The sequence below is a fragment of the Micromonospora sp. ATLC20 genome (assembly GCF_057196585.1).
On record NZ_JBXUOV010000401.1, the window covers coordinates 1 to 864 of the forward strand.

An 864-nucleotide genomic window follows, 5' to 3' on the forward strand; every position below is an offset into this window, starting at 1 on the left:
CGTCCGACGAGCCGGGTGGCCCCGGTGCCGCCGCCGAGACGCCCCGCCGACGGGCCGCCCGTGACGATGCCGGTGAGCAGCGGCCGCAACGGCCCGAACGGCCCGCCGACTGGCTGCGGCAGGCCGGTCGTTCGCCGCACACCGACCCCGCCATGCCGGTCACCCGCCGTCCGGCCGGCCCACCCGCCGAGGAGCCGCCCGGCCGTTCCGGTGGCCCCGCCGGCCGGGCCGGTGTCGCCGTGCCGCCGGTGCGTCCCGAACCGGGTACGCCGTCCCGGCGACAGGGGCAGCCCGGCCCCGATGTGCCGGCGCGCGCCGAACCGGCGGTCCGCCCCGACCAGTCCGGCCAGGGCATGCCCCCGGCCCGGCCTCAGCCGTCCGACCCGGCGTCCACCCGGCCCGGCCCGGCCCGCGGCGCTGCCCGTCCCGGTGTCGCCGCCGTCCCCGGTGGCGCCCCGGCCGGGCCCGGCCCGCGCGGTGACCTCGACCGCACGGGCGGAACTCCGGTCGGTGGGCGCCCCGGTGGCGGACCGGCCGGTCCGGTCGAGCCTGGTCCGCGTGGCGACCTCGATCGCACGGGCGGGATTCCGGCCGGCGGTGGCCGTCCCGGTGGTGCTCCGGCCGGCCCGGCCGGGCCTGGCCCGCGTGGCGATACCGATCGCACGGGCGGGATTCCGGTGGGCGGTGCTCGCCCCGGTGGCGGCCCGGCCGGCCCGGCCGGACCCGGTGGCGACGGCCGTGGGGTGGCCCGCCCCGACGACATCTCCCGGCCAGGTGCCGGACCCCGACCGCCGGTGCCCCCGGGCGCCCGAGGGCCGGCGGGCGACGCCCCGGTGCCGCCCGGCGCCCCGGTGACCGCCCGCG

The 864-nt window shown here is 83.4% G+C and carries 1 pseudogene; it reads right to left on the reverse strand.

The features are described from left to right. Positions 1 to 864: pseudogene (locus tag AC2CHG_RS31615) on the reverse strand (hypothetical protein); the annotation flags it as partial.